Origin of the sequence: Vibrio sp. 10N.239.312.D08 (genome assembly GCF_041466145.1) — a bacterium.
Taxonomy (GTDB): domain Bacteria; phylum Pseudomonadota; class Gammaproteobacteria; order Enterobacterales; family Vibrionaceae; genus Vibrio; species Vibrio crassostreae_C.
Window position 1 is genome coordinate 273,839 of sequence record NZ_JBFSSD010000001.1, and the last position, 25,368, is coordinate 299,206.

The window sequence follows — 25,368 nt, forward strand, 5'->3', positions numbered from 1 at the left end:
ATATTTAGAAATGTTCAGTTTCTGTGTTGTTCATACCTTGCTGATCAGCTAGGACTTCCATCTGAATTTCAGGTTTGTTTTCTACATGTGAAACTTCTACTGATTCAGGCTTTACGCGGGTTTCTAGTTGTTTGCACTCTTCGCCATAAAAACCTGTGTAATCTGCGTTTACTTTGCCTTTGTTGATTTTAATTACGACCTTTTTCATTAATAGCTTTCCTCTTGAGCAACAATTTCAAAACCACCAGATGTAATTGGGGCGACAGATACCTCATAACCTTCATTTTGAAGGTTGTTCCGATACTCTAGCGCTACATATAGATCCTGAATGCTTTGGCTAACCTTGGAAGTCCAGCGACCAATTTCTCCGTAGTTCTCTTGGTATTGTTTGAACATACCGGCACTTTCTTTGTAGCCAATTCGGTGCATGCTGTTAGTGTCACTAGCAAGGACGATATCGTAGGTTTTTCCGTCTTTTACCAATCGCGTACCATTGTCGATGAATAGAGTGTCATTGCTTAAGACGTTCCCATGATGAGCTAAGGCTTCGATAAGCAACTCTCTACTGGTGTATTGCACATTTAACTTACCTTGAACTATATGACTCATAAAACTGATACCTTGTTGTTAGATTGATATTATACGTCCGACTTGCGTTTCACTTGGTGTATCTTGGTCTGATTTACTTGCCGGGTAAAATCCATCATCTTTGAGAGCTAGAATATCTGCAATGTCATCTGCCCGTACTTTGGATGTTGGAGTTACATCTTGAATTGCTTGCAATAAGAACTCCTGAGTGACTTCTGAATCTCGAGCATGTGCCAAGTATTTTGAATCGACAATTACTTGCTCGATCTCCGCGCCTGTATACCCTTCGGTCAGGTGTACTAAGTCTTCGATATTTAAGCACGAAGGACTGATGCTCATTTTCATCAAGTGGATTTCGAAGATGCGAGATCGCTCTTGAATATTAGGGATATCGATAAAGAATGTTCTATCCCATCGCCCAGCACGCATAAGTTCAACAGGTAACGACTTAATACGGTTCGCGGTTGCCACTACAAATACTTGTGATTTTCGCTCTTGCAACCAAAACAGGAATGAACCCAATAGTCGTTTACTAACCTCGTGGTCTCCATTGCTGCCAGATGACACCATTTTTTCGATTTCATCAATTAACACAACAGCGGGAGCAATTTCGTCAATGGTATTTAATGCTCGCCTGAATAGGAGTTCAGTATCACCAAGCATCTTGGTATAGAACTTCGACATATCGAGACGTATTAATGATGTCCCAAAGATGTTTGCTGCGGCTTTAGCGCACAAACTTTTACCACCACCAGGTACACCAGCAAGTAAAATACCTTTTACTGGTAAACCATCATCCCAACCGGCTTTGCGAACTTGTAGGAACTCTTTCAGGTTTTCTAATCCGCCAACATCTTCGATAGGCAATGGTTCCATGATATCAAGACCAACATCTCGCAATATGTGCGCTTTAGCAGCCATTACTTCTTTCATGTAATCTTGTTTTTTGTATTTACAGTAAGCGCTTAATGTGAATACGTTTTTTAGTTGTGTGTGACTAATTCCGCGAGCGGTACTAATCAAAAGCGAGCGTTCTTGCTTGGAAAACAAACTTCCTTGAGCCAGAGACAATTCAGCATCATCCAGAACCTTAGATATTTCTTCGGTGTTCATTGTTGGAAGGGTTACGTTGTAGGCAAACTCTTCATTAATAGGATCTTTAGAAGCGATGACATAGTTGATACCGAGGACTTCTAGTTGATCCAGCGAAGCTCTTAGAGCTGCTGCAGAGTCAGGCATGGCTTTCAATCGTTCGTGATAGTATTGATCGAATATAACTACCCCTTTCCTGTTTTGAATGGCTTTCTTTTCTTCCTTACTTTTAGCTTTTGCTGCTTGGTCTTTAGCGTCGGATTCAGAGCTGCTAACCAAGCTCTTGAAGAAGCCAGGTGAGGGTTTTTCTTTAAAGTCCATTTTACAGAAATGCTTACTGGCTTGGTGCGAGGCTTTGAGCATCACTTCTGCAGCTCTAGAATATTCAAATGTATTCAATGCGATAACTGGGAACGATAGTCGCAAAGGTGTAACGATTCGACTGTTAAAGTCTTGGTCGTTGTTGTTTACCATAGGTAGACGTCCGTACTTATTTTTTGTAAATGTTCACTTGAATAAACTCAGTACCATTCTCTACGACCAATTTTGGGTCAATTGAATGGCCAAGTAACTCAAGCATCTGTAACAACGACTTTTCTGCTAATTCTTCGACGCGCATATTAATAATATGGCTAATCCTAGCTTGAGTCGTTTTCAAGTGCTTTGCGGCTTCCTTCTGTCCCCATCCACGTTCTTCTATATCTTGACGAATACGACATGCCAAGATCTTACGGATCGTGAAATGACTTGGACAGCTTTCGCCATCTATATCTTTCATAAAATTTTAGTCTGCGGTTCGTTGCAGTTAGAGGGGTATCAAAATGACTTATATCGGTTTTGATATAAGCATGTTATATCGAAATCGATATAAGTCAATTCGAAAAAGTGATGGTGATCAGACTTATAAATGAAAAAGCTCCCGTCGGGAGCTGCTTTTATGGCTGTATAAATTGGTACTTGAGGTTTAAGAAATTACGACAAACAAACGGTAGATTAAGAAAACAATAGCTAAATGAACCGTCACCTTGATAACAAGACCATATGGAGATAATAGCTTTGTTGTAACTTGACCAAGAGCTCGTTGCGACTCGATGAAACTCTCAAACGTGCAGTTTAACGGCTCTAACGACTCATCGATAAACGCCTGAAACTTAATAGATTCATTATAACCGCTAGAAAGAGCCCTTTGGTGCAGCATAACTACTTCGCGTGCCGGAATTGGCTTTGGATGTTCTCCATACATTTCCAGTTGCATGTAACGAAATAGAGCTGGTGGATAATCGTATTTGCAAGCGAACCGGTAAAGAAAGGCAGCGATCTTAGGCATGTAGATCATTTCATAGAAGTACGCTACCGCTGTGACAGGTCCTAATGCAATATATTTGAAGAAGCTACTTTTATTCATGTGAATGTCTACTTTGATTAATTTCATTATTTTACATCTTCTGTTTTCTCTACGCTATCTGTTTCCCTGTTCACGGGGTGAACAAGGTTCAGGATGTCAACCTGTTAAGTATTGCTTCAGTTAAATTTATCATTAGGTTCAATCCTTTTGTTTGTCCTATGATGGCTGCTATAGCGATAAACCTAAATTATCGCTACGTTTGAAGTAATTTCACTCATATTAATTTTTGATGTGTTATAACTGTAAGATAATGTTAATGACATCAAGGAGTTCTATATGGCCGACAAGGATTTACTGGTAGCCAGTAATACAAAGGAATTGAAGAGGAATACGAGAATGGGCTACTTGAAAACAATAGTTCAGGGCCTGTTTCTGGGATTAGTAAGCTGGCAGACCTACCTATTTGCTTTTGCCGATAATTCTGGTAAAGACAAAAGCCATATTGCGGTTATCGAAATTAAAGGTGAAATTACGTCGGGTTCCCGCTTTGGTGATGGAATTAAATTTGGTGAAACCATAGATTCTGTCATAGCAAACCCTAATGTAAAGGCAGTTTTGATTGAAGCAAATTCGCCCGGTGGCAGTCCGACACAAGCAGAGATAATGGTATCTGCTTTGAGCGAGCTTGTTAGTGAGAAGCCTGTAATTGTAAGTGTTGGTGACTTATGTGCTTCAGCCTGTCTTTTTGCTTTGGCTTCTAACCCTAACGTACCACTTTATGCTCACCGTTCTTCACTAATTGGCAGTGTCGGGGTGAAGCTTGAAACTTGGGATGTCAGTAAGGTTCTAGAAAAGTTTGAGATCCAAAAGCGAACATATTCTCTTGGTGATCATAAAGTGTTCTTAGACCCTTTTACAGCGCCTGATGAAAAAGTAGAGGAACATATTCGCCAAGAACTACTCACACCGATTTACGAGCAATTCAAAGGTGTACTTGAGGTTGGGCGAAAAGGAAAGTTAGTGGATGACCCACGAGTTTTTACAGGTTTAATGTGGACAGGTGATCACGCCAAGGAACTAGGTATGGTAGATGACATTAAGACGAACTATGAGATCCGTAAAACATTAGAGTCAGACTACGATACTAGCAGCTTTGTGTATTACAATAGTCAAAAACGCTCCTTGACCGAGATGCTTTCAGTCTCACTTAATGCTACTATAATGGATGTTATCTCAACGCATTCAAATATCATTAAGTACGAGTTAAAGTAATGAAATCATACACTACTTTGAAAGCCGTATTGATTACGGCTTTTTTTTCATCTGGCGTTTCTGCCCACAACAATTATAGCTGCACTCAAGAGAGATTTAATGCCATAAATGCTCACTTTTCTGAATTCCGCGGTTCGGTTTTAACAGAGATTGAGGTTGGTTTGGATCATAGGATTGGCCTTGGTGAAGATGGTCAAAGCCAACGCCTCTAAAGCTTGGTACCAACTTTGACAAGGCTCTGTATCTAAAGAGGTGCAAATCAATGATTTTCCATTCATTTCGTATGTGAGTATTCCGTGAAATTATTTACCCCGATTTTAACTAGTCTTGCCCTTGTATCTGCATTTGTGTCTACCAATGCTTTATCCGCCTATGTACCTTCCTCAAACTACAGAGGGTATAATCCATATGCGTGTGCTGAATTGAGATTTAATGCATATAATTTTAAACTTGAGTTAGGTGAAAATGTTGTTGAGGTTTATACCGGTAAGGACAAAGCATTTGCATTGGGCGAGCGCGGTTCTTTGTTTGCTTGTCCTGAAGGCATGAAATTTGCCAACATGGACAAGCTCAAGTGTGCGTCGGCTGATAGAAAGCTGAACCGAAAATGGGCAAACTCAATCAAACTAAATCGAGGTGTTCATTACCAAAGAGCACTCGCTTTACCAGTTTGCGACTCTGTGATTATGGTAGGTTTCAACAAAGCTGTGTATCTTGAAACCATAAATACCGAAGAGTAAGCATCAATTAGAGCTAAGGCTTAGCTGTGTTTCGCTATGATCTTTTCTACGGCATCATGATAATTATCACCAGGCTTGACTCGATAGAGCTCTATCCCGGCGCTATCAAGAGCGTAGTCCTTTTCTTTGTCCTGTGCCTTAGCTTTCTTTGTATTGTGGCTTGAATCATCTAATTCGATAGCAAACAGGATGTTCGAGGAATACGCCTCCACCACCACGTAATCAACATGTTTCGACGTAACCTTGTTCAAAGACGTAAAGTTCTTCGGATCTTTTGGTTTGCATAGGTCGGCCAATCTAACTTTGCAGTGCAGTTCCCACTTGTTTGGTAAATTCTTCTTAAGTGTATGCTTAAAAATCTGTTCAGTTTTTGAGTTCAATTGTTGGCAGCTTTTGAAGTCCCCACTGATCTTCCCCCTCTTCTTCTGACCTTTAGATTGGCTTATAAGGAAGTAGATGATGGCCGCAACGCAAATGATGAATGGAATGTTATCTAACATTGTTTTCCTATGACTTTTTCATAAAAAGGCTCCATGAACTTAGTCATGAAGCCTATATATTGATGCATTAAAATCGTGCACTTAGTGACAACGGTGCTGCTTTAGCTTCATTTCTTCTAAGCTTTTACAATCCACACACTTGTCAGCCGTTGGGTAAGCGTTTAGTCGTTCAATCTCAATCTCAATACCGCAACCTTCACAGTAACCATAATCACCAGTTTTGCTCAACTCGATGCTTGCTTTTATAGATTTGCTATCTGTACTTAATCGCTCAATGTCGTTTTGTATGCTGGTCTGAAGTCCATGCATATCTGAGACATCTACAGCGTCGGCTGTGCCAGCAATGTTCTCTTTTACGTTAATGAGCTCAATTCGTTTTTCTTCGAGTTGGTCATTTGTCGCCTGAAGCATAGAATGTAAAGATTTTTCAAGTTCAGCCTTTGGGAGTTGTTTCTTTGTTGCTTTCTTGCTCGGTTCTAAAAATGTTGTGCAAATCATAACGTATTCCGTACTGTAGCGTCCTGGTTCTTTCCTGTAGAGGAAGTGCTGTTTAATTTGAATTGATAGAGTGGCCGCTCAGGGTAGCAGCAATTTTGACTAAAATAGCATACTCAAAACTTTCCATTTGTCTAGTCATGCTTGATTGCTTTGCTTGGACAGTCACACTATGAGGAAGCTATAACTTTGATCAAATTATAATGAGTGCTCGGTCTAAGAAACGAAACATTTGCATTAATAGCTTCATCAATGTCATAACGGTTATACACCTGAAAATCACATGTAACGGTAAGCGGCAATACACCAAACTGTTTTGCATGTGTTTGACAGGCGCTAATGATTCCAGTTACCTCGCTTATTGTTAGGCTGCTTGTTTGTTTCAACAGTTAACTCCTTATGCGTATGGACTAGATGAGCCAGTCATCAAGTTGATTTTTCCTGCCCTCTTTAGAATTTCAGTAAGCAGGCTGTTAGCCACAAGGTTCTTCATTGCACGTGTAACCGCAACATACAGCGCGTTGATTTCATCTTCTAGTTTATCCCCGGTTAACTTTTGTAGCTTAGAGAACTCGAGAAAATCGTCACTTAATACAGTATTATCGTGCTCTAACCCTTTGAACTTATGAATGGTACTCAAAATAGCAGTTGGATTAGTGACACCTATAGATATTTCATCAATATGGTTTATCGTATTGTACAGGTTACCCAATTTTAACGTTTCAGCCAGTTTGATGATCTTTATAACACGAGTAAGTTCTGGGTCTTTAGTTTTCTCTTCAACATTGACTACGGCTTTCCAAGTAGGGTAAGTGGCCAAGAAATTCTTCGGAATGCCTTTGGTATCACCTTTCTTTATCTTCTCAAACCAAGCCAATTCTTTAGTGAAGTATTTTGCTAGGCCACCAACAACAATGAAAGGGATTTGTCGTTGATACAGGTTTAATGAAGTTCTAAGTACCCCTGCGGCTGTTCTATGTAATACAACTCGTTGACCCTCAATTTTATACCCTGGTGGTCTGATATGTGTATCTAGGGTATCTGTACCTTTTAGTTCAGCATAAGATCCCTTAACCTTAAGTACCGCTTTTGATAGTTCCGCTATTCTTGGGCCGAACCGGAAAGATTGAGTTAACTGGTGCACTTCAAAACGATCATCATTAACAAAGGTTTCCATTCCATTGCTGCAGCCTCTAAAGCGATATAAATTTTGGTGGTCATCTCCTACTTTAAGTAGATGGCCTTGAGCTGCAATAAAACGTTCTTCCACATCTAAAACGATTACGTTTTGGTCTTGGGCTTCATCTACAATGACTGTGCTGTACTCTTTCCACTCGTCGATAGTTTCTTTACGTAGGCAGTAAAGTTTCAAATACCCATCGTGAGGCATTTTTACTAGGTTATCTGAGGGATCGACCATTCTATCCCAAATCTGTTTGGCGAACTTAAATGAAAGTTCAACTACTTTTGGATTAAGACCTATTTGCTTGTAGTTGTATGTCTTTACTGTTGGAACATGCTTCTTTTGCAAAGTTTTATCAGTGGAGTTAATAAAAGCTGTTATTGCTTTTTTAACTGTCATAGGTACGTCATAAGTTGTGGACTTCAGCAGATTCTTGTAATCACGAACGCTCATGTCACCTAGTTTGTTGGCATACAAGCAGCCAACTGTTTCAAAAGCGAGTTTGTGAATATTGGTGATCTTCAACCCTTCAATATGTCCCATCTTTTGTTTGGCTTCTTCCACGTTCGATACAGCAAAGGTTAGGTATAGAACAGGGGTGTTAGATGAGCAAATGTTCTCAATTACATATTGAGTCGTCGTAGTTTTGCCAGTTCCGGCAAAGCTTCGTACGATTAGATTTTTCTTTGCGCACGCTGCTTCCTTTACGCCATGTTGTTCAGGTGTAGGTTTCATTGAGTGTTTATTACTGTAGAAAGATTAAGCCCATTGTACCAATTATCTATATCCTTCTTTTCTGGGTGCCAGAGTGATCAGGATTTAATTTTGATAATGGTTTTGGGGCTAAAGGTATGCAATAATTTGATTTCTATCCTATCAGAAATCTTTTTGCTATATAGCTGAGATCTACAATTTATTAAAGGTATATCAATGAATTACAAGCTTAGTATGCTTGGTGGTGCGTTGTCTGCGTTATTTCTAATTGGTTGTGCGGAAAAACCCGTAGAAATACCACCACTACCAAACGCAGGTTCTCATTCAATCCAAGTAAAAAACCCTATTGGCGCATTTGTATTCCTTCACTCGAACTCAAATTTCTATCAAGGTGATTTTGATTTGGTTGTGGAGTACGACAAGCTGCCATTCAAAGCTCAGTTTGATAACTGTGGTAAGGAAGTTGAAAGTCGCTGTAATAGTGTTGTCATACTTAGAGAAGAGTTAGGAGGCGATAGAATTGAAGCTACTTTCGACCTTACATTTGTTGATGGGTATGACGATCAGGCTTTACCTATTACCTCAAATTACCGTATTCACTCTTTGCCGCTGAAGATAGACCAGAAACAACCATTCCCTACTCTGAATCAGGATGGCGTGAGTAACCACGTTGGTCTTTACTCTAGGATGATTAAGTAAGTCCGTACCCAGTGCACAAAGTTCATGGCCACTCAACGAGATGTGGCCACTGACAAAGTTTCTATTGTGGTTTGTGACTATGTTAATCGTTCATTAACCCATAGTTGACTGTACTAGATCTGAAATCGAAGTTCTTTAAATTTTTCTTCTCAGCTCGATATAATTTGAGCTAGTAAGGGCGTTGTCGCACTCATACTTTTCGCCCACTTGTAACTATATCTTTGTGTTAAGCGGCGATATCCATACCAAATGAACTTTCGTTTGATTGGCCGTTCTTCAGATCTGTGAAAATCTTACAAATGGCTAAACGCCTTGCCTGAACTGGCGTGAGCTTTAAGTTAATCTCTTTTGCGTATTTAAAACTAGCAAGGTTCATCGCTCGCCACCTTTCGAATAAGTCGCGATCAGCAAGAGGTTCAGCGAAAATAGCCCAAGCTCTCTCAATAGAACCTTCTAAATCATGTTCATCAAACGCAATAGAAGATGTGAAATATGTGCTGTCGTCATAAAGGTGATTTACGATCTCATACCAAGCATTGATGCTCTCAGTATTATCTTCATCGTCCAGTAAGGCCCAGAAGTCCTCCATCCATATTTCAGCGCCAGTATCGTACTGAACCTCATGGTGATAATCGACAACCTTAATTACGTTTTTATCTGATTCTTTTATCAACTCATTTTGAAGCAATGACCCTTTTCTCCCGCGACCAAACAGAGCTGTAGTACGACAAGCATCTAAAGTAACGGAGTTAGTATTTAAACCAAAATACATCTCTGCAAGCTGTAAACGAGGCTTTATCTTCGATGGCGCCGTTGCATCACTTAATCCAAAGTAATGAACCGAGCTGAATAGAGGCACTTTCTTTATTTTGTCTGGGTTCTTTGCGGTCGGTGATGGAACGCTGCGCTTTGCATTAAACAGAGATTCAATTGTCTCATGAGGTAGCATCAGATCAAGACCAGTCTTTTCAAGGCATGGCACACCAAGACGAATATTTTCAGGAAAGTCTAATGTCTGTAGTGCTTTATATGCGAAAGCTGCAGGATCGTCATACTTGTGCACCGGCAAAATAACATCGCACTGATTTGTCAGTTTAATGATTTCTTCTTTGTGTCGCGCAATAATGTTAAGCGCATTCGACTCGCTAAATGGGGCATCTGGGATCACTACACTGATGTTTTTCGCCGCTTGAAGACCGGCTTCTTGCATTAGTTGGGAATATTGCTCGAAGACCCAATCAGTATCGATTTCTTTCCCTTGGTTATGCATCGTAATTAGTCCATTATCCCAAAAGACCTTTGTTGTTTTTGCCCCCTCAAGGATTTCATTCTTTAACTTTACGGATTTATAAACGTTACAGTGTGCTAGTGAAGTACCAATAGCTTCCCCTGCGTCTAAATATCCAAGTTCAGGCATGCTTGCCACACCAGAGCGAAAAAATAATGGAGAGGTAGTTTCTTCAAAAATGGTATTAAGAGCCATTTTCAATCGCGACTTCAATTGTAGAATGCCAACATGCCCACGTGAGATGTATGTCTGGTGAGGTAGCTTGTTGCTCTTGATGATGTTCAAATCAACCATTCGGTCCCAAGCAGAAAGGTACTCGTTCGGCAGACAAACATATAGAGGTAGATCAGGATTTAAGTTATTGAATATTTCGGCTGTTTCAGTAATAGAAACTCCAGACTCCCCAGAGTTTGAGTTAATGAAACTGTCAACGCTATCATGGTCTGTCATTTTAACGTTGTACTCGGATAGCATTTCAAAGCCCTCACAGAAGCCGTAGTAAGCAGATAGGATTACAACGTTCAACATATCAAGCGCATCACCATAACCACAACGTAAAGCGTGTGAACGCACCTGCTGTGCCAATCCTTCCTTGTAGATGTCTAATGATCTTGCAAAACTAAGTTTGTGCTCTGAACAACAGATAACGACTGTAGGTTTATTGAAATCCATGATTTTACTGACCTATCTCTTGGGGATGTACCCATTGTATCTAGTTTCCCTACCAACCTACTCTTCACAAGAAAACGATCAGCATTTTCTAACCCCCAGATACACAAAAACCACTCGATCGCATAAGCGATCAGAGTGGTTGAAGGTATTAGATTGAAGCAACAACTTTACGTATGTAAGTTCGCACTTCAAGGTCGCGTTCTTCGTTTCGGCCATAAGTTTGATTAAACAAACGGCGGGTTCGATTACGCATTCGAGCTAAGAACTGTTCTCTATCACGCCAGTCTGGATAGTCACTATTATCATATTCTGCAGCAATCTTTTTGATTGTGTAGTCAATGAACTCAAGCATACCTATTGTGGTTTTGCGAGGTGCTGATTCGGTAGTTTCAAAATCACCGGTTAGTGAAGCCAAGAAAGCGTCAGGCGTTTGTGTGCCTGCAGATTGGATAAGTTTCATTAGTTCGTTCATAGGTAGCCCCTAGTTTTGGTTTGGTGTTAAAAAAACAGGGCTACTCCGTTAAGGAAGTAACCCTTAACAGGTGTTTGGTTATTAAAATGACTTTTCTATGGCATCGACACGAAAAGCCCAAAATTGGAAAATAAGACCGGCACCTTGCAGGTCATAATCCGTTTCATCCATAAAACCAACATTATCTCGAGGTAGAGAAGAAGCCATCTTATCCCCTGCTTCAAGATCATCTCCTACAAACGACACTTGAAAGTAAAGTCGGTCAAACTTTAAAAATAAACGTGTTGTAGGCATGTCCTTAATGTCTTCTGACGAAGTTAATAGTCGCTTCGCAACTAGCTTACCTTTCTTCTCGGCCAAAAGGTCAATTGTAGGGAAGCCAGGCATTTTTCCGGCAACATATAGATCGTCATCATCGTTGGTACCTGATCGACAGATAGCGACGATACGTTGGTAGCCTTCGTTTTGTTGGATTAATAGTTGGTTGTAGTTTTTAGTTTGGAATTTCAAGGTGCAGCTCCTAGTTTGGGATACACCACCACCGCAACCGGGTGTGAGTATCCCGATTGGGTTTAATAAATGTGATTAGTTGTTCTTTGCTTTCATATACCGAGATACTTCGATGTGTTCATTATCGAGAACCTTCTTCGCAATATCTGCGTTATCTACTGCGAGACAACAGAATGAATACACAGCGTCAAAAGTTAATAGGTCAGTAAATGTGTTAGCGAGCTCAACAACAACATCCAAGCTAACGAAATAAGCTTCATCACTATTTGTTCGAGTGAAGACAAGTCCGGTAGATGGTTCTTTCCCACCACATGCATTGATTAAGGTGTATACAAGATCTTGCACTTCCCAAAGGCCGTCACGACGCTCTGTAAAGTCCATCATCTCTAATGATTCGTTAGTCGTCCAATATGCTTTATCAACCCCAGATGTATAAGCATCCGCAAAGGTTTTAAATTGAGACTTGTCGAATCCGTAAAGGTGAAGATCTGTATAGCAGTTTGTATGAGTTACTTCGTAACTTAGGTTACGTTCAGTGTTCATAGTTGAGCTCCAGATTCTCGACAAGTGTAGCCAATGTGAAAGCCCTTCAAATCAAGAACTTCACCTTCTAGGAACTTCTCTGCGAAGTTAGAAGACTTGTTATGCTCGATGGCTAAATTGTAGATGTCGAGTAATTTCAAACTTTCACCAAAATGTTCCAGCATGGCATCAATGAAGTCTAATGAAACATATAGAACATGCGTCGTTGTTTTTATCACATGGCCGACCATGTAATCGTCAACGCCAGTGATATTCTCAACAAGACGAATTGACTGCAGAACATCATAGAAACCTGATTTGTCTGTATCGAAGTTTGTAAAAGCCTCGATAGAACGCTCACTTCCATGCAAACCAGCTGACTCTACTGCGTCTTGGTAGCTGCTGTAATCGCCTCTAAAACCCACAAGTTGAGTTTTGTTAGTTAGATCATCAGCTGATAAGTGTTGAATAGTATTTAAAGTAGTGTTGTTCATAGTCGTAGTTCCTTATAAAAAGAACCACTCACCCCGAGAGGGCAAGTGGTTGGTTTGCCCTTGTGGGTTAGAAATTATGTGGGGTTAGTGAGAACTGATCACTGCCGCAGTAATAAACATAGTGTTTAAGTAAGCAAACAGTAGATCAACGTTTTTATCTGAAATCTTATCAGTTCTACCAGTAGCCTTTAGAAGTAGTAGAACTCCAGATGCCAAAGCAGCAACCAAAACAATCGGCGAATAAGCCTTTGTCAGATATAAAAACGCGTCTAATGCGTAAACCACATTAGCAGCACAAACTAAGATCACATGCGCTTTGTAGGAATTGAGGGACCATTGTGCTCCACCAGCTTTCATCGATGCATTAGCGAATAAACAAGCAACTACAGCTGTCAGACAGAATGTAATTGAAGTTAAGTTAAGCTCGAAATGCCCTTGTTGAATCTCGTAATTAACGCAAAAGACGCTCATACAAAGTACGAATGTCATTAGGTTACTTACGTTATGTGCAATAAGAGCGTTAGATTCACGAGCAGTTAATTCATCACAAGCTTTGTATGTCTTGTACGAACGAACGGTATACATCACGCACAATACAGACAACACAATGAGAGTCGATAATGGTTCAAGTGGAAGTAAAATGGTGCCGGCCAAGCCTGCAAAGTAGAGATAGTTATACTTGGTACCAGTAGTGATTTCTCTGCTGTACCAGGTTAAGTGATAGTTCATGTGTGTAGTCTCCTATAAATCAAAACCCAAGAGGCTACTTCCCCAAAGGCAGTAATTCCTCTAGGGCATGAGGTTGGTTTTTTAGATTGGTTAATTGGTCAGTTCATTTTACTCGTATAGAGAACTGGTCAATATGCTGGTGGGCATAGTGAAACTATATCGCATCAACGAGAACATCACTTCATCGTAATGGGGTTGAATGCAAAAGCATTATCAGCTTTTAGAGCTTGAATATAATGGTTCGAGGGTGTTTAGTTAAAAGCGGTCCTTTAACTAAAGATCCTTGATAAAAATAAAAGAGAGTAACCAATGTTACTCTCAATTTATTAATTACATAAAGACTTGGAATAAGCCAGCGAACGGTGAAGTAAACCAAGCATAAAGAACACAAATCAATGCAAAAACGACCATTAAGGTGTTTGTTTTATTGTTCTGTTCCTTCCAAGTTGAAATTGCCATGCATAGGTCAAAAAAGCCAATTAGAACACCAATTACGACACCACCATAGTTAAACCATGATGCGTAACCTGAGAAATCTAACATTACCTTGAACTGCGGTAAGCTGATGTACAAGAAGGTGACAATAGTTACAAGTGAACAAATCAACGTAGTAATCACGAAATAGAATTGTAAACCTGTTAGCCCTTTGCAATCAGCTTTTGGATCTTTTGCGGCAATAGCAATATTTAGAGTTAGTAAAACGAAACCAATTGTAGCGATGTACCAGTTTTCGGCATCGTTAAAGTTTCGTCCATCTTGGATGGCAGTAGCATACCCGATAAAAGGTACGATTATCGCAACAAAGACTAAGGCATATCTAAACTGATGTGCTTTCCCATGTTGGATAGTTTTCTTCAAAACAATAATTGCAAATGCAATCGCAAGAGCCACTTGTGCAAAAAACATCTCCGGTTTAAGTCCAACACTCTGAGCAAGCAAGTAGACGCCAGAGTATGAGGATAGAAGAAAGATTATTGAAGTTGTTATGAAGTTTTCGTTTGTATTTTGATTTAAATTTTGCATATTATTTTTCCTTTTATTTATAAATGCGATATTCACACTAAAAGGAAAACTACCGTATGGGGCAGTTCACCCCAAATGGTGTGTTAAGTATTTTTTTTCTTTTGGTTCATTTCTTTCGTGTAGCGAACTTTAGCGATACAGTCCAGAGACTAAATACCACTAACTACATCGCATGTAATCTAAAATCACTACTTAGAGTATTAGATGTTAATGCGAAAGCATTAAAGCTTAATAAGATAAGCGATAACGGATCGAGGGTATTTAGGTAAGCAATAAGCTTAGCTAAGTACCCTCAAGGTGATGAGATTTGGATACATGTGTAAAGCCCACGCGGAATTGTTAAGGTCGTACTCTATCAGGTAGAGCGTTCTATCCGGTAAGAACTTCAAATGTTAGAAATTAAGGTTATCAAACACCTTATGTTATGACAACCTCAAGATCGATTTAGACGTTCAATGATAACTGGCTTCGAATCATTGTCAGCTTCTCAAGGAAAGCAGGATCTTTAAGAGGGTCTTTAGCTTCAGACCAACTAATCTCTGCTTTGGCCCACATATCTATTGAATCATTGAACAAGCTAGCATTACGCCCTGCTTGCTTTTTTAAAGTCGATAACTGTTCAAGGCAAATGCTGATAGCCGCGTCTGCAGGAATACTATAGCGTTTCGTTAATAGTTCATTTGTTTCTTTCTTTAAGAACCAATCAAGAGATACCTTAACCTTTGCTACTCGCGATTGAATTACAAGTACACTTCCTAAGTCTGTTGTGTTGCTGAGGGATATACGAGTGATTTTATTTGGCTCTATAGCAACTGTTTCACCGTATCGAACATCGTAGAAATCGAGAGTTTGAGTCTTCTTTGCAGAAAGAAAACGAACGAAGATGCCGTCATCCATCATTTGAATCTCGCATGGATCATCTTTATTAAGTTGATATGCGTCCTTTAGGCTCTTGTTAATTCGAAGGGCAAGGTTGTTCCCCCACTTGCCAATAGACGCTTCCATTTTTAAAGAGTTACCAGACGTTGAAGTGTTTTTAGCTGAACTCAAGATGATCACCGTTAGATTTGGGAGTGTTGATACAAAAGTAGAGTCATTGTATCAAAATTTTAAGTCTCTCCAAATGTGTTTAAGGGTGATCAGCATTTATGGCAATACATCTCGATGTTTCAGATTTCATAGCTGTTTAAGTTCTGGTACATCTCGGCCAAGGTCATGCAAATATATAATCTATAAGTACGATTCAAGCATGTTTTTGATGTCAGTGACTGAGCAATTGTATAGAGCAGCTAAACGAGAAAAAGCGTGTAACCTTAGCGTTAAAATCTGTTTTACTCCAAACACCCTATGAAGCATTATTTTTTCACCCCGATTATCGGTTAGGCCGATAAAGAATTGAGTGCACTCCGAGTTGTTGACCCGGATCGTAAGAACTTTTGGGTTAACCTGCTTCCTCTGCGTTTGATATTGACTCTTTACGTTCAACTTTGCATTTGGGTGGAGGAACAAGCATAGATCTAATAACTCCGTTTCCGGTACTAGACTCATTTTTACCGTATTATTCGATTGCCAAGGGTTCTCAGCGGTAGTCATTTCAACCGATAGCGTAGGTTGCTTTGCCTTATTTAGAATATCGCTAAACTGAATAATCTGTTTGCCGTGGTGTTTAATTTGGGTACCGTGAAGCGATTGCATCTAGGTCTCCTTTGGGCTGTGAACTTTCTTCCGCATGTAAATACCAGCAGCCTCACGGATAGGCTTATAATGCGACGACACATCAGTTTTGTCGATATGGTTGTAATCAGTCGGCTTTACATGCTTTAGCGTTATAGCCGGGTTGTGTGGGAGAATGAGGCAGTTGTTTGCTTTTAGAGTCTCTCTGTAAGTACCCTCTCGGCCACGGTATGGCTTTTTACCTTCTACGGTTGAGCGGTGGTAATAAATTTGTTGAGGGTGCACCTTAGAGTTTTTCATGAGTACGAACTCGTAACCAGCAGGTGCTTTGCCGATCGTCGATACCACTTGTTCTCCGTATTCCTGAGCTGTAAGAGCTACATGACCATTCGTGTCATATGTATCGCCGTAATTCTCTATAATCCGGCGCATTTCCTCTTCATCAACTACCTTCGGGTTTCTCTGGTTGTTATTCCAGTCATAACCTATGCTATAACACGTTTCGTAACCTATTTTGATAAAGCGGTAAAGCGTGGCGATGATGATGTTAGGATAGGCCGCGTGTATATGAACACTTCTTGCATGTGAGGTTGTGAAGTTTTCACTTAGCCATCCCTTCAGATCTTTAATTTTGTCGTTATGGCGTTCAGCGATCTTGCTTACTAGTTCGTAAGTGTGAAATCCAACTTTTATTAAACCGAAAGTACGGCGTGGAGACCGCTCACCATCTACGTCTGTCTGTTGTATGTTATAGCTATTTAGAGCTTCTACCTTCGAGGCTTTATCGATAGGAATGTGCTTAGGTAATTTGGGCGCATAATGGATTGGGTCAACCTTATATGCTTCAACGACTAGATCATTATCAGATTCGAGAGCTTGTTTGAGCTCGGCACGAATAGCTTCTATCTCTAGGATTGCTGATTGTATATATCTGACCTTTTCTGGTGAAAATGAATCTGCCATTACCCGCCCTCTGTATGTTTGTACATATGTACATATTAACAGTCGCACAAATAAAGTACAGGTTAATTAATCACCACTCCCATCATATCAATGTGTTGGTCATGCTTAATGTTGGTAATTTTTTGCTGAGTCGTAACTACTCAAAGTCATGTAGATTTTGTCGTCTCCTGGTTCGAATGATTCAACTCCAAGGCCTTTAAGAGAGATGGCGCAATGATCAGTCTTATTCACTTCGATATGTTCATACAAATATGGGCCCGAAAAGAGTAAAAGTATGTATTCATTGTCGTAAGTTAAGACAACGTTCATTACGTTCCTATAAACCGGCGGGAGCGTGCTTAGATCTGATGTTCTCAATGTTTTCAACAAGTCGTGACTATTTAATACCTTTCGTACCTCATTGTATGTTGTCGGTCTGTTCTGTTGCAGTAAGAGCATTCTCAACGACTCCCCTACTACGTTGTGCGTGAATGAGATTGAATCGTCAATAGCAAGTGGGTGCCCTTCATCTTCGATGATGAAGTCTAAGTAAACTTTATTCATTTGCGCTTAGGTTTGTTAATTTTTTTGAAGAGTTGGTATTTTAAACAAAATGCTTACAGAGAGCCATAGCCTGCATTGCTCTCATTCCCACATTATGCTACCATAAAATCAATATTTAGCTTATCAATAGCCAAATAACCCCATATCGTACCTACACTTTCAGGTAATAGAGAATGTCAGATTACATCCAAGAAGAAATGCAGCAGGAAGACTTTGACCTTGTTGCGTATATCGTCGTCCATAACTTCACAGACTTTATGAAGTTCGAGAAAAGCCTTACTAAAGGCGAGAAAGTTGCTAAGCAATATTTGCTAAACCGGGACCACAAAACCGCAAAGCAAACACCTATTGATTGCGACACTATGGGAACAAAGCATACCTACAAAGACTTCGTGATTGATGTCGTTTTACAAAACAATGAGTCTTTTGATGTTGTAGTTTCTGTCGATGATACAGTCATTTGTAAGCGTGAAGCACCGGTCGAGTTTGGGATGATGCCTTGTGGGTATCGTCCGATGGAAGAAAAAGTATTTCAAAAGAAAATCGACAACCACAGCAAGAAAACAAACGCTCTAGTTAACACGATGAATTACGCTTTAATTGATCAGTTCATTGTTAACAACGCTGTAGATGACGCGAAGATATTCAAGCACGCAATCGAAGGGATCGTGTTTCATTCTTTTGGTAGAAAGGTTCCTTATTTCTTTGAATTTGCGCATGACCGCTTGCTGTGGCGTTACAACCTTTCGGATAAAAAAGTTAGTCTCCAAGATTCCAATTCGCGAGTAGTTATCGACTTCTCAAATAACAACATTCAAGTGGACATCGAACCACGCTTGCACAATCATCTTGGGCGTCTCCATTATACAGCTGGCCAAGCTATGGCTTGTGTAGTTTCATTTCTCGATGCAGTCTCAGCCGGTTTCCGTTTTAAAAATGGTTACATTACCTTTCATAAAGGTGAAAAAGGACTACCAGTAGAGCTAGCACCAGCGGGTTCTGCGATTATTAAGATGAAATAAGAATATGAATACGGACAACTTTTCTGAAACGTCGGATTACTTTAGTGACAGTTTAAAAGAGGCGTTTATGCATGATGACAGTCACTTCGCTGATTTATTGAGAAAGAAGCTAAAGTTGTGGTTTTCAAAGATAGACTCACCAGTAGCATCATGGGCAATCGAGATTCTTGATGAGAAAACCAATCACGAGTTAGTCAAAGATGAGTTAGCCTGCATATCTGATTGTATTACCAAGATCGTTGATAGCCTGAACCTTTCGAGTAAAGAGTTCAAAGAGGCGGAAGAGCTTGAAAGTTTGGTAGTAAGGCAGGTTCGAGCCATATAATATTTAGCGCTTTCGGGCGCTATTTTATTGCGATAAAAAAAGCACTTGGCATTTCTGCGCAAGTGCAATTTCACGATTTGGAAGGTTATGAGCCAGGGAACAGTGATTTTGTGGCAATAACTTTTTTCAAGGTAGTGATGTATCCGCCAACAGCAAGTATTAAGCTCGCACCAAAAATGACTGGGACAATCAATGTTGAGTTACCACCAGTCACTGCTATTTCAGGATACACAAAAGAAATGATGAATAATCCTACTAAGGAGCAACCCATCGCTCTGAAGCCTAACTTGCTCAGCGCGCGATTGGCAAAGTTTGGCATCGAACTAATTTTGTCTTCATTGTATCTTAAGTAAGTGATGTAAGTAATATTGCTCTGTTGGTAGTAAACTAACTCAACAACCTCACCTAGTTCTAATAAATCGAAGGCCTCTTTGCTAATTAATACATTTTGCAGAGTTAAATCATCAATAGTGATGAACTCAGCCTCGACACACCCTCCTCGACGTCTTGAGGGTCCTACAGACGTGTATTGTCCATGTAAGTAATCGCCAGAACTCATAAGGTTATCGCTTTCATTAGAAATGGAATGATGGCCATATATTATTCAAGAATCTGATTCGCAAATCTCCACAAGGAATCAGCCCTAACGGGAACACATGGCAGGTTTACCTAACTAATTCACTATGGAATTGGATTAGGTATTCGATTATGCACTATTGCTTGGGCTTTTTAAACACATAACTTAAACACATAACGTTTAACAATTACGCTCAGGTATAATTACAACGAGTGATCAGTTGTCGCGTCAAAAAATGCGTTATAATAGGTCTATTTTACTAAAGATGAACAGCAAGGTTAGGATGAAAGACGCAATCAATGATTCACTGTTACAGGCAGTCGAAGCAAGAACGAACCTAAAGAGGCATTATCTTGTTAAAACAACCATTGCTGATATTGATGGTGATTCTTTTACACGTTGTCGGGATGTTATGCCTATGCCATTACATACTGACAATGTAGTATCTGCTATGTCTGTTCTGGACACTGTTGATTTCATTGTTTACGGCGCCATTCGTACTGAAGGTAAGAAGTTACGCCTTCAAGGTCGCTCTAACAATTCAGAGATAATCGCAGGTCACTGCTGGCTTCAGCTTAAAGATGGTACCCATATTGACCCGAGCATCCAATCTCAGCCAGTTATTATTGGTCATGAGATTAACTTGAACAATCGTACCTATGTAGAAGCTTTCAAGATATCACCAGAGGAATTGAAGAACATATCTCAACACATACTCCCACCTAAGCTCGTTGGCGTTGTAGGTATACCTTTAGAGGGGTTCGCCAACATTTCAAGTCATTCAGTATTTTTTAAATGAATAAGGAGAAATTAGATTGGACGTTAAGTATTTCACACAATCAAATGGCAAACCTTGGGGTGTGTTCGTTATTGGTCACTTCGATCCGGAGTTGGTTATTCAACAATTAAATAGTCAGATTGTTGAAGCTGGTTACCTTGAAGTATCTGAGGATTACGTGGCCCAAGTTTATGCGGCTCGAGTTAATGGCATACAAGGCCAACCTTATTTCAACACTCATGTGTTTGATAAAGAGGTGGAAGGCTCGACAGCTATAACTTGGATAGATGGTAACCTTTTAGAAGAGGCCCATCCCAATGAAGATAACGCACTACACTAAGAAACAGTACATTTCATCAAAAGCTCGGTTTAAGGCCGGGCTTTTTCGCACCCCAAGAATGTTAAACATTAGGGTGATCAGCAAGCCAGTAATTGTTTTAGATATAATATGAGTATGTTTCCGAAGAGGTGTTCATACCATGATCAAACGATTAGCTCGTTCCCCACGCCGTACCTTTAGCATGTTTTGCCTTATCTCCACTTTAAGCACTATGGGTTTTATTACAGTTAATAAAGAGGCCCTAGATTTCTTGCCGTTTGATGTGAAAGAAGTTGAGTCTTCTATACCTGATTACTTTAGAGATTTCTTATCGAGAGTTGACTCAGAAGAAGTGACGAATCAAATACTAGAGGTGGTTCAGCGAATTAACAAAAACCTTTGAGAGTTTAATAGAGACGGCACCCGCGAGGGTGCCACAATGTTAGAAGTTGTGCAGAATTCGGTTCTTGATATGTTTCTTGTTGTCATACATCGCTTTATCAGCTTTTATGAAAGTATTCTCCCAATCGTCTTCAAAACTTGCCACCCCATATGCCCAGCCAAGATTGTCATATTCTGCAAAATTAATGTGAAAGTTCCCGGCAAGTGTATCTAGTCGGTGCAAGGCGCCCTGCTCTGACAAATCAGGTGAGATGACAAGGAACTCATCTCCTCCAATGCGCGCTATAAAGTCTTTTTCTCTGAAGTGAGACTTTAGCATTTTGGCGAACGACTCAAGAACTTTATCCCCTTGGAGGTGCCCTAGTTCGTCATTCACCAACTTGAAGTTGTTAAGATCAATAACGATAGCTATACCTTTTTTAGCCTCATATCTCTTTAAAGCTTCTTTATTGTTGAGTCCAGTTAATGGGTCTGTTTGACTCATCAATTGATAAAACTCAGCTGTCTGATGGAGTTTGGTTACATCAAATCCAGTAGTGAAAATTCTTGTTTCCCCATTTACATCAGCCTTAAATTTGATGACGTTAAAATGCTTAATGCCATCTTTAGCTTTGAATTCAATTATTTTGGGTAAGCAAACCCCAGTATCTAGATACTCTAAACTGGCATCATGACAGGTGTGTAGCATGTTGGCTACGTTCGGAGGTGCTTGCAAAGCTAGTTCAGTACCGGTCTTACCCAATGGTTCTGTGACGCCATAATCGTAAAGCCAGTCCAAAAAATTTTGATTAAGGTATGTAAACCTATGATCGGAATCACGGATGCTCAAGAAGCCTGGCCAATGATTCATGAAAACCGCCATATCAGATGTGTTCATGTGAGTATCATTCAGTCGATGGTTGTACTAAAAAAGGGATGCACATTAAATATACAGCTATTGAAATTAATTTGAAATAGGCATTGTGTGATCTTCTTCGACCGAATCTTCTAAATTGACCATTTTCATTATTTATGCCCTTGTCTTACATTGACTTTTTGGGCGTTGCGTTTATCATCTTTTAAGAATTGAACTGACTATTTGTTCTTTACTGGGAACGATAGTTCTGACTTTTCTCTAAGTCAGCATAGATTAGCCTATCCTATCCGTACTTCAGGATAGGCTACTTTACCTCAATATTGCATCAAAGTTTTAGACAAACATATATCCATCTATGCTTGCCAACAGCAAAGACGGATAAAAAAAGGCATAGGTTTTTCACACGAACCTATGCCTTTTTATCATCTAAATCCTGAATTACTAGCTTGTTATCATGGAAAAATCACGAGCGCACTGGCATTTGGTACAAGCACCAAGCAATAATTCCATCTAATGAAAATACATATAGGCATGATATCAACCACAGCTTGTATCTTCCTCTAGAAGCCCCTCGTTCTTCAACGTTGCTTACTTTCAAAGGCTGGTGGTCCTCATTAAGTAGATTATGCCCGGCAACGCGAACCTAGTGATTGTTAGGTCTTTGTATCGACTTAACTTGGACACTACGACAGAGTATTTGATATGTATGTCTTTTGAACTTGCTTGTTCATTATGAGCGTTTACAAGAGCTCCTATATATTTCGTTCTATGCCGATGTAATGAAATAGAGAAAACATGAGGTTTGTAATTGTCGGTATGGATACCTAGAGATTACTCATATGAGTTGAGAGGCAACCCTAATTTTTACCGCTCTGCATGAAGTTCGTATTGGGTCCCAGCAACGCTTGAATACCCCATCTCTTCCGCAAATTGCATGTCGATGTAGCCATCAATCGAACTAAGCAGGAATCCAACATCGTATGGGTTAATTGGTAGTGAAATTTTAGCATGGTTACGCCTTTTTGTTTGTCGAGCGATAGTTTGGCTGTCAAAACCCGACTAGCTTTCCAATTTTGGCGCGTTCTAGATTATGCTGTAAGTCAGAAATATGATCATTCAATGTTACAACAGATGAAGCTTTGTGTGTTTTATGGAAGGAGAATGATTTTCAACCACAGCTGCACTGGCTCTACTTTTGTTTATCCCCAAACATCTTGGGAACGATTTGATTTAGGAACGAATACCGCTACAACATATTGCCATAGCAACCGATCAACGATTGGTACAGAAGTTCTCACGATTTGAAATATTGTAGCAAGAATAAAGCCATTTAATAGGTAGTCATTGTTCATTACCTGATAATGATCTTTGCTCCAGGCATGTAGCAATTAGGGCAGTCCGCACCTTTTTCCGCCAATGTCCAAGCGCAATTACATCTGACACAGTGCCAATCACCATTTTCACTCAATTGCTCTAGCTTTGAGCGTCTTTGGTCTTGTTGTTGATTGATTTGCTGATGCTGAATGTGTTGGATTCTTGTTTTTTCACGATGTTCTTCTTCATTTTGAATGTTCTGTCGTGCTACTTGGTCTTTAACCCGATCTTCAAGCATGGACTTGGCCTGATCATAGCTAGGATGAAAATACCACGCTTTAGCTTCCATGCTCCCATTTAGATATGCTAGTACACGACGGTCAAAGGGCTCAGATTCAACAAAATCATAATTTTCGTAGATCCACTCAAGTTCGGTTAGATTTATCTCTATAACTCCTATGCGGGTACTAAATTCACCTTGGCATCCCTGTCGCCCAGGATAGATAAAATGGATACCCAGTTGAGCCTTACCGATACTACCAACCAAATCTAGAGTAGTATCCGAGACTACAACTTGGTACTCAATTTGAGTAAGGGTAATTTCTTGTTCTTTTGCGACTTGCATACTTTTAACGACAGGGCTGTAAGAATCATCTCGGCTAACATGATCAATAACCAATGACGGAATTTTTATGTTGAGAAAGCCCTGCTCATTGGAAACTTGTTTGATCATCAGTCTTAGAGCGACCCAGAATGATAGCTGACAAGGGTCTTTGTTCACCCCTTGCTCATTTGCATCTTTATCGTGAGCGAAATGAGGGGTGGTAACGCTTCCGAAGCGTGCAACCAATCGTTGACCACAAGATGGGCAGATACAACCACACTTCAATCCACGCTCAACACCTGTTATATCGACTAAACGACCATCTTTCAGTCCAAAAGGTATTAAGGCCATCACTGTATTCCCTTGTTATATGTTCAATATTTTCAGCGCATACTGTGCAGCCAACGCTTCTACGTTCGTATTACTTGAAGCTTCTGATTGTGATCCTAACTGATAAGGGCCGCATCTGCACATTCCACAATACCAACCATTCCGATTATCACTTAGTTCCTTATACAGTTTATGGAACATCGAATCAGAGCTACATTTTGGGCATAGTGGTATTGGCTTATTACTTTGTGCCTCAGTTAGCATTAGCGAACTTGCCTTTCTTAACCCACTTTGAGGGCCAATTATACTTAGCACATTGAGGGCATAGTAATTCACCATTACCAAGTTTAGTTAACACTAACCACTTGCCTTCATAATTAGGGTCCATAGCCATTTTGATACGAATTGTTTGTTGGTCTTCCTCATAAAACCGTTCAACAGATTCATGCTCTCGAAAAGAAAGTTTTGCGTAATCGGAAAAAAGTTCGAATTGATGACCAGATTCAGGTGCATGGTATGTAACGGTCAAAACCGCCTTTAAGGGCGCTTTGACTTGCTCAAGGCAACCGGTAAGGCCAAATACCAAAAATGCGAGGCTTAGAGCCTTGAATGGCTTTATCATGGGACTTTTTCAGTGTTGGTTGGGTGAAAAATAATCATATCACAATATATTGGTAGGCTTGTAGATTCGTTATGAAGTTCGAGTAAACCCTAAAACACGCCTTAAAATGCCAATAATATTGGTTCATATCTGACTGAGTAAGCAATCGTTTACCTTGTGAATTCTATTGGGGATTTCTGCATTGGAAGAATTGATAATATATATCTGTAAATTGTTAGTAAATTATAAGTTAAGCCAATGTTTGCTTAACGAAGTCCTTGCCATTGCTTTTAACCAACATTCTATGTTTGAATGCAATCTCAATCGGTTAGCCAAACCTTATATTTAACGAACGAAATTCACTAACGTCGATAAGTGTCAATTAATTAGCACCGTCATTAATCCAACTATTATATATATCTTAAAGCACTTATATACCTAAAGGGGTTCGACTTACAATAACCGAACCTGCACCTGGCCATAGTGACCCCATTTCGTTTTCACCCTTTCATTCTTTCCCTCTTAACCCCAGTGCCACTAATAAATTCAACGCTTCCTAACGATGAATCAAACATTACCGATCTAACACTTGGGCATTAACTAGCCATAAATCAGAAAAAAAAAGAAAAAGAAGATAAAAAAGCAAGAAAATCAACCGCTTTCGCGGGTCATGCAAGGGGTTGAGTGGAGCGTTTTTATATTAGGTCACCTTTTGGGTATAT

The 25,368-nt window shown here is 39.9% G+C and carries 30 protein-coding genes; 9 read left to right on the forward strand and 21 right to left on the reverse strand.

Annotated features, from left to right (window positions below):
- Positions 1-4 precede the first annotated feature (4 nt).
- The 5 genes from AB6D58_RS01465 to AB6D58_RS01485 form a co-directional block, all read right to left on the reverse strand.
- The gene (locus AB6D58_RS01465; RefSeq protein WP_372156280.1) at positions 5-208 is read right to left on the reverse strand and encodes a hypothetical protein; all 204 of its coding nucleotides are present in this window, start codon (positions 206-208) and stop codon (positions 5-7) included.
- A complete protein-coding gene (locus AB6D58_RS01470) occupies positions 208-609 on the reverse strand; it encodes a hypothetical protein (RefSeq protein WP_372156281.1) in 402 nt (133 codons plus the stop codon). Before AB6D58_RS01470 ends, AB6D58_RS01465 begins: the two co-directional genes overlap by 1 nt.
- Before the next feature lie 18 nt (positions 610-627).
- Positions 628-2,154: an AAA family ATPase gene (locus AB6D58_RS01475; protein ID WP_372156283.1), complete on the reverse strand. Its 1,527-nt coding sequence runs from the start codon at positions 2,152-2,154 to the stop codon at positions 628-630.
- Positions 2,155-2,170: 16 nt separating this feature from the next.
- Positions 2,171-2,458 (reverse strand): XRE family transcriptional regulator, encoded by a 288-nt coding sequence (locus AB6D58_RS01480; RefSeq protein WP_372156285.1) that lies wholly within the window; start codon positions 2,456-2,458, stop codon positions 2,171-2,173.
- 186 nt (positions 2,459-2,644) lie between these two features.
- Entirely contained in the window at positions 2,645-3,112 is a 468-nt protein-coding gene (locus AB6D58_RS01485; RefSeq protein WP_372156287.1) for a hypothetical protein, read from the reverse strand.
- Between the two features lie 249 nt (positions 3,113-3,361).
- Here AB6D58_RS01485 and AB6D58_RS01490 point away from each other — a divergent pair, with 249 nt between their 5' ends.
- The 3 genes from AB6D58_RS01490 (at position 3,362) to AB6D58_RS01500 (ending at position 5,037) form a co-directional block, all read left to right on the forward strand.
- Positions 3,362-4,297 (forward strand): S49 family peptidase, encoded by a 936-nt coding sequence (locus tag AB6D58_RS01490; protein ID WP_372156289.1) that lies wholly within the window; start codon positions 3,362-3,364, stop codon positions 4,295-4,297.
- Entirely contained in the window at positions 4,297-4,509 is a 213-nt protein-coding gene (locus AB6D58_RS01495; RefSeq protein WP_372156291.1) for a hypothetical protein, read from the forward strand. Before AB6D58_RS01490 ends, AB6D58_RS01495 begins: the two co-directional genes overlap by 1 nt.
- Positions 4,510-4,593: 84 nt before the next feature.
- A complete protein-coding gene (locus tag AB6D58_RS01500; protein ID WP_372156293.1) occupies positions 4,594-5,037 on the forward strand; it encodes a hypothetical protein in 444 nt (147 codons plus the stop codon).
- Positions 5,038-5,057: 20 nt separating this feature from the next.
- Here AB6D58_RS01500 and AB6D58_RS01505 read toward each other — a convergent pair whose 3' ends face one another.
- The 3 genes from AB6D58_RS01505 to AB6D58_RS01515 all read right to left on the reverse strand — a co-directional run bounded on the left by AB6D58_RS01505 (position 5,058) and on the right by AB6D58_RS01515 (position 7,950).
- Positions 5,058-5,537: a DUF2726 domain-containing protein gene (locus tag AB6D58_RS01505; RefSeq protein ID WP_372156294.1), complete on the reverse strand. Its 480-nt coding sequence runs from the start codon at positions 5,535-5,537 to the stop codon at positions 5,058-5,060.
- 81 nt (positions 5,538-5,618) lie between these two features.
- A complete protein-coding gene (locus tag AB6D58_RS01510) occupies positions 5,619-6,035 on the reverse strand; it encodes a TraR/DksA family transcriptional regulator (RefSeq protein WP_372156296.1) in 417 nt (138 codons plus the stop codon).
- Between the two features lie 394 nt (positions 6,036-6,429).
- The gene (locus tag AB6D58_RS01515; RefSeq protein ID WP_372156298.1) at positions 6,430-7,950 is read right to left on the reverse strand and encodes a UvrD-helicase domain-containing protein; all 1,521 of its coding nucleotides are present in this window, start codon (positions 7,948-7,950) and stop codon (positions 6,430-6,432) included.
- Positions 7,951-8,145: 195 nt separating this feature from the next.
- On the opposite strand from AB6D58_RS01515, the gene AB6D58_RS01520 reads away from it, so the two are divergent.
- Positions 8,146-8,628: a hypothetical protein gene (locus tag AB6D58_RS01520; protein WP_372156300.1), complete on the forward strand. Its 483-nt coding sequence runs from the start codon at positions 8,146-8,148 to the stop codon at positions 8,626-8,628.
- A gap of 226 nt (positions 8,629-8,854) precedes the next feature.
- On the opposite strand, the gene AB6D58_RS01525 is transcribed toward AB6D58_RS01520, so the two are convergent.
- The 10 genes from AB6D58_RS01525 to AB6D58_RS01570 form a co-directional block, all read right to left on the reverse strand.
- The gene (locus AB6D58_RS01525; protein ID WP_372156302.1) at positions 8,855-10,588 is read right to left on the reverse strand and encodes a hypothetical protein; all 1,734 of its coding nucleotides are present in this window, start codon (positions 10,586-10,588) and stop codon (positions 8,855-8,857) included.
- Positions 10,589-10,736: 148 nt separating this feature from the next.
- A complete protein-coding gene (locus AB6D58_RS01530; RefSeq protein ID WP_372156304.1) occupies positions 10,737-11,060 on the reverse strand; it encodes a hypothetical protein in 324 nt (107 codons plus the stop codon).
- An 81-nt stretch (positions 11,061-11,141) separates the two neighbouring features.
- Positions 11,142-11,570 (reverse strand): hypothetical protein, encoded by a 429-nt coding sequence (locus tag AB6D58_RS01535; protein WP_372156306.1) that lies wholly within the window; start codon positions 11,568-11,570, stop codon positions 11,142-11,144.
- A 75-nt stretch (positions 11,571-11,645) separates the two neighbouring features.
- Entirely contained in the window at positions 11,646-12,113 is a 468-nt protein-coding gene (locus tag AB6D58_RS01540; protein ID WP_372156308.1) for a hypothetical protein, read from the reverse strand.
- Positions 12,110-12,586 carry a hypothetical protein gene (locus AB6D58_RS01545; protein ID WP_372156309.1) on the reverse strand — a complete coding sequence of 159 codons (477 nt, stop codon included), beginning with the start codon at positions 12,584-12,586 and terminating at the stop codon, positions 12,110-12,112. Before AB6D58_RS01545 ends, AB6D58_RS01540 begins: the two co-directional genes overlap by 4 nt.
- An 84-nt stretch (positions 12,587-12,670) precedes the next feature.
- Entirely contained in the window at positions 12,671-13,315 is a 645-nt protein-coding gene (locus tag AB6D58_RS01550) for a hypothetical protein (RefSeq protein WP_372156311.1), read from the reverse strand.
- Positions 13,316-13,645: 330 nt separating this feature from the next.
- Positions 13,646-14,338, reverse strand: a complete 693-nt coding sequence (locus tag AB6D58_RS01555; protein WP_372156313.1) for a hypothetical protein — start codon at positions 14,336-14,338, stop codon at positions 13,646-13,648.
- Positions 14,339-14,782: 444 nt separating this feature from the next.
- Positions 14,783-15,388 (reverse strand): hypothetical protein, encoded by a 606-nt coding sequence (locus tag AB6D58_RS01560; RefSeq protein WP_372156315.1) that lies wholly within the window; start codon positions 15,386-15,388, stop codon positions 14,783-14,785.
- Between the two features lie 645 nt (positions 15,389-16,033).
- Positions 16,034-16,975, reverse strand: a complete 942-nt coding sequence (locus AB6D58_RS01565; protein WP_372156317.1) for a hypothetical protein — start codon at positions 16,973-16,975, stop codon at positions 16,034-16,036.
- A gap of 105 nt (positions 16,976-17,080) precedes the next feature.
- Complete coding sequence (locus tag AB6D58_RS01570) at positions 17,081-17,518, reverse strand: hypothetical protein (protein ID WP_372156319.1); 438 nt, start codon at positions 17,516-17,518, stop codon at positions 17,081-17,083.
- A gap of 173 nt (positions 17,519-17,691) precedes the next feature.
- Between AB6D58_RS01570 and AB6D58_RS01575 the strand changes: the two genes are divergently transcribed.
- Positions 17,692-18,540 carry a hypothetical protein gene (locus tag AB6D58_RS01575; RefSeq protein WP_372156321.1) on the forward strand — a complete coding sequence of 283 codons (849 nt, stop codon included), beginning with the start codon at positions 17,692-17,694 and terminating at the stop codon, positions 18,538-18,540.
- Positions 18,541-18,544: 4 nt separating this feature from the next.
- A complete protein-coding gene (locus tag AB6D58_RS01580; RefSeq protein WP_372156323.1) occupies positions 18,545-18,865 on the forward strand; it encodes a hypothetical protein in 321 nt (106 codons plus the stop codon).
- An 85-nt stretch (positions 18,866-18,950) separates the two neighbouring features.
- Here the strand turns inward: AB6D58_RS01580 and AB6D58_RS01585 are convergent, their stop codons facing one another.
- The gene (locus AB6D58_RS01585; protein ID WP_372156325.1) at positions 18,951-19,424 is read right to left on the reverse strand and encodes a hypothetical protein; all 474 of its coding nucleotides are present in this window, start codon (positions 19,422-19,424) and stop codon (positions 18,951-18,953) included.
- A 436-nt stretch (positions 19,425-19,860) separates the two neighbouring features.
- On the opposite strand from AB6D58_RS01585, the gene AB6D58_RS01590 reads away from it, so the two are divergent.
- From AB6D58_RS01590 to AB6D58_RS01600, 3 genes are all read left to right on the forward strand, one after another.
- Positions 19,861-20,241 carry a hypothetical protein gene (locus tag AB6D58_RS01590; RefSeq protein WP_372156326.1) on the forward strand — a complete coding sequence of 127 codons (381 nt, stop codon included), beginning with the start codon at positions 19,861-19,863 and terminating at the stop codon, positions 20,239-20,241.
- Positions 20,242-20,257: 16 nt separating this feature from the next.
- The gene (locus AB6D58_RS01595; protein ID WP_372156327.1) at positions 20,258-20,560 is read left to right on the forward strand and encodes a hypothetical protein; all 303 of its coding nucleotides are present in this window, start codon (positions 20,258-20,260) and stop codon (positions 20,558-20,560) included.
- Between the two features lie 139 nt (positions 20,561-20,699).
- Positions 20,700-20,942, forward strand: coding sequence for a hypothetical protein (locus tag AB6D58_RS01600; protein ID WP_372156329.1), 243 nt, complete (start codon positions 20,700-20,702; stop codon positions 20,940-20,942).
- A gap of 39 nt (positions 20,943-20,981) precedes the next feature.
- Here the strand turns inward: AB6D58_RS01600 and AB6D58_RS01605 are convergent, their stop codons facing one another.
- Both AB6D58_RS01605 and AB6D58_RS01610 read right to left on the reverse strand, forming a co-directional pair.
- A complete protein-coding gene (locus tag AB6D58_RS01605; protein ID WP_372156330.1) occupies positions 20,982-21,818 on the reverse strand; it encodes a GGDEF domain-containing protein in 837 nt (278 codons plus the stop codon).
- A gap of 1,330 nt (positions 21,819-23,148) precedes the next feature.
- The gene (locus tag AB6D58_RS01610) at positions 23,149-24,066 is read right to left on the reverse strand and encodes a competence protein CoiA family protein (RefSeq protein WP_372156332.1); all 918 of its coding nucleotides are present in this window, start codon (positions 24,064-24,066) and stop codon (positions 23,149-23,151) included.
- Positions 24,067-25,368 lie beyond the last annotated feature (1,302 nt).